Genomic DNA, 4,467 nt, shown 5'->3' on the forward strand with positions numbered 1-4,467 from the left:
CGGCTCTCGTAGCTCCGCCAATTTCTCGCTTACGCATGACGATTCTTAGGTGCAATTTGATTATGACGGCAATCAGTCCTTCCACTCAACGACGGCTCCAGCAACTCCCCCAACTTCCCAGCGTTTGGGAGGGAGAGCGACGATATGTAGCGGAGCTGGCAGCAACTGCGGAGCTAGAAGACAACGAGCGTCGCGAATTGATCGTGTGGGTAGATGGTGTCGATTGTGTCGTCAGATCGATGCAAGTTGTCACGGCGACGATGGGTGCCGAAGCCGTGGTGCGGGCACTGATCGAGGCAATGGAATCGCCACAAGCACCGTCTCAACCCGCTCGTCCGCGAAAAATTATCGTCCGCGATCGCCAATTACAATTTTACCTGCGTGGCGTTTTGCAGGACTTGGAAATCATCGTCGATTACGTTACCGAACTACCGATTGTCGATGAGCTATTCAATCGGTTTATGAGCATGGCGGGGAACCGCACTCCCAAGCTACCGCGAAAATATCTGGATCTGCTCAAGCACACCGCCAGAGAACTTTGGGAGCTAACACCCTGGCTGCTGCTGGCCGACTATGAAGCGATCTCGATCGAGCTAAATCAGTGGGACGTTGACAAATTTTATGTCTCAGTGATGGGGATGTTGGGGATGGAATATGGCATCTTGCTCTATCGCTCCGTCGAATCTCTCCAGCGATTTCGGGCGTTTGCATTGAGTGAAAATAATGAGTCGATGAACATGGAGTCAGCATTCTTGGCTCAAGATTGTATTTTTGTAACGTTCGACCCGATCGTGCCCGATCTGGCCGTCGATCTGGGCGATCTGACTGCTGCCCAGATCGAGCCGAACTTTGGCAACATTCATCCGATGGAGGGTTTGCGCCCCTTCTTGTATGAGGAAGAAGCGATCGCGACTTATGTGGCCTTGGTCGCCCTCAAAGAGTTTATCGCCGCTTTTAGACCGCAATTACAAGCTGACGATCTCCCCAGTCTCGATCGAACTGTTAGCGTCAATATTCCCGATCCGACAGTGGTTGCCGTCCCGAGTATTGCCACTCAAGCTAGGTCGATCGCGCGGACTGCGCAGGTACGGGTCGAGACGATGCCACAACTATCGCAAGAGTTGTTGCAGATGCATTTGGCGATGGATTTAGATGATGATTTCGATCCCTTAGAGCTGCAAATTCGGGAGGATTTGATTCCCAATGACTCGTTTGTCAGCTTGGGGTTGATGCCGTGGGATCGAGTCGAGACAATTCGGCGATCGGTTACTTACCATCAAAATAGTGAGGTGCAGGCATTGGGAGATGGTTTGCCGATCGTCATGATTCAGACAACTCGTCCCAAAGCTCGGGAAATCATCGAGCGGATTCAGAGTGCTGGCGGACTACAGGGGATCTGCTTCAATCCAGGGGAAGATCCGATCGCCGGAGATCGGTTCGATCTGGGCATCCTTCAATTGACCGATGGCGAGATGCAGTTATTTGGCGAATTTTATAATGAAACCGCCAATAATATCGAAGCTCGCAACAAATGGCAGCAACGCAGTACAAAGACTGAAGGCTATTGTGGCTTACTCGTCGCTCAAGGCTTGACAGGTAAGGCGCGGGGCAATCCTGGCATCCGGGACACGGTGGCTTTTTTGGAGACCAGATCGCTGTCGAATGACGATCTGGGACTAGGAACGTTACAATTAATGCATCGTTTTAAGTAGAGCCGATCGACTGCCGATCGATTCGTTGGCTGCACCGATCGAGGCGATCGATTTCCGGTAGCGATCGAGACCGATCGCGCGATTTGAAGTGCCCGATCTCAAACGTTTGGATTTTGTAGTTAAGGTGGATGTATGATAACGATCGATATCATCGTCAAGAGCTGGTAAATGTAAATTTGAGTCGATCGGGTGGGAAGTATAGATAATAAAGCAGTTATTTTTTTAGCATTACCGCAATCCCCACAGATACATTACCAACTAAAGTTAAGCTTACAAAAGTTCGGCTTGGCCGAGCCGATGGTAGGTTTTGGAATAGTGAGACTGGGCGAGCTTCTATGTAATGAAGTAGCTTGGCTCCAACCCTTGAAAAACTGTCGCTCTTTTGCACCTCTTTCTCGCTACTCGCACTGATGAGGCTGCTGTATTACACTCCCGAAGCGTGTCGTTGTCATCTACTTCTATGCCGATCTGCCCCTCTTGTCACTTAACGAACCCCTCAAACCACAATTTTTGTCAAGGTTGCGGTCGATCGCTCAAGCACTATCTTTGTCCTAGTTGTGGCAATCAGGTAGCAGTTGATGCCGAAAATTGTAACCATTGCCAAACAGTCAGTGGTACTTACTGGTGGGCAATTATCGAACCGACAATCGGTGAGATCGAGCCGCAGCTCCAAAGTAAGTTAGAGCTGGCAATTGGGACGGCGGAACGGGAGCGCAAACTGTGGGATAAATCGCTCGTACCGGCACTGGCAAGCACACCAGGTTTGGGAGAACTTCCCCCAGACAGTAGCGAGTTGAGTCCGTGGGATCGTTCGCCGGTGGCGGTCTTAACGCCAGTGGCGATCGATGTCGGTGTCGATTGGCCATCGACACCGATCTGCGACGACAATCTAGAGTCTAGTCCGTGGGATGTCTCTCAACCAGATCTCCAGCCAGCCGGTGCGAACAGATTATCTGGATCGTCGCCGACAGCGAATGATATTATTATTCCGAATGTGACTACTTCCCCAAATAGTGAGTCATTGGTGCCCACGACCTATCTCGATCCGCAATGTAATTATCGATTGCTCGATCCCGTAGTCATCCAACTGCTAACACCAACTGACTCCAGCCAATTTCGGGTCATCGATCGTCAACCTTTCTGTAATTCCCTCCTGGAGACATTGATGGAGCAAGAACCCGTCACCATAGATACTGCTGCTCGCCCCGATCGATCTGACGCCACTGGTGATTTGGCGACTGGGGTGGCAACTACTTCCCCCGCATATCGCCAATGGCAGTTTTGGAATAGTCACGGGATTCCCAAAGTAGCTCAAGCATATATCGCCCTCCAAGTTAGCCTACCAGGAACGATTCCCGCGATCCGCGATAGTTGGAGTAATGATGGTAAAACAGTGACAGTCGTTGAAGATCGCAGTGCGTGGTCGCGGCTGGCCGAGAGTTGGAACGATCCCCAAATTCCGTCCTCACAAATAATTTACTGGCTAGACTATACGCTTAAGCTATGGGTAGCTCTCGAACCATGGCAAATGCGTCAAAGCTTATTGGAAATTGATAATCTCCTCCTCGATGAAGATGCTAGAATCTGCTTTCAGCGGTTGTATCCAGAGCCAGTCGATCGTCAACTTCAACTGGCCGATTTAGCGCAGATGTGGAAAAATTTATTTCAGCGTCCTGGTGGAAAACTCTCAGTCGAGGGGCAACCTTTACCATTATTAACTAACTTAATTCAAGCCATTCACGGTGGGGAAGTAGAACGCGTCGAAGAAGTGCGATCGCGACTACAGCAGATTGCTTACGAACTCGAACCCAAGCAACTAAGTGCGCCGCTCCAATCCCCATCCTCCGCCGATCTGAGCACTCCTCACGACGCACCGACGATCGCCCTAGAGCGGAAATTAATCGATTTGGAAGATGCCGCTGCTACCCACACCGGTAGGAAACGCGACCATAACGAAGATTGCTTTGGCGTTGTCACTAGGGTCGAGCGCAAACATCATCCTAAAGGTAAGAGTATCAGCGCGCGCGGTTTGTATGTGCTCTGCGATGGGATGGGCGGACACGATGGGGGCGAGATTGCCAGCGCGATGACGGTAGATCTGTTGCGCGACTATTTTTCGACGCGTTGGGATGATACTTTGCCCGACGAGCAAACGATCCGCGAAGGGATTATTGCCGCCAATGAAGCGGTCTTTGAAGTCAATCAGAAAAAGTCGGCGCACGGTAGCGGCAGAATGGGGACTACGCTCGTCCTAGTACTGATTCAAGATCAAAATATTGCCGTCGCGCACGTCGGTGACTCCCGCTGTTATGGGATTACCCCAACTCAAGGATTGATCCAGCTCACTCTCGATCATGAGGTCGGACAGCAGCAGATTTTACGCGGTGTCGATCCCGATATTGCATACGGTCGCCCCGATTCTTATCAGTTGACTCAAGCGATCGGCCCTAGAGATCGCAATTATATCGCCCCCGATATTCGCTTTTTTGAACTGCAAGAAGATACCCTGATCGTGCTAGCGTCAGATGGTTTGACTGATAATCAACTGCTCGAGAGCTACTGGCAGACGAATGTGGCACCGCAACTATCGAGTAAGACCAATCTTCAGGATGGCGTCGATCGACTGATCGATTTTGCTAACGAATATAACGGTCATGATAATATTACCGCTCTGGTAGTCCGGGCGAAGTTGGGGTAAGGTCAATAATTAATAATTATTAATTATTAATTATTAATTACCTCTCCTTGAAGAACA

2 protein-coding genes are annotated in these 4,467 nt (G+C 50.3%); both read left to right on the forward strand.

Going from position 1 to position 4,467, the window contains the following annotated elements:
* Positions 1-1,712, forward strand: a 1,712-nt coding sequence (locus tag RMO84_RS10305; protein WP_310488376.1) for a DUF6930 domain-containing protein, incomplete at its 5' end; no start/stop codon positions are given.
* 460 nt (positions 1,713-2,172) lie between these two features.
* Entirely contained in the window at positions 2,173-4,410 is a 2,238-nt protein-coding gene (locus RMO84_RS10310) for a serine/threonine phosphatase (protein ID WP_310488377.1), read from the forward strand.
* Positions 4,411-4,467: the final 57 nt, after the last annotated feature.

Source organism: Chamaesiphon sp. VAR_69_metabat_338 (assembly GCF_031423935.1).
Classification (GTDB): domain Bacteria; phylum Cyanobacteriota; class Cyanobacteriia; order Cyanobacteriales; family Chamaesiphonaceae; genus Chamaesiphon.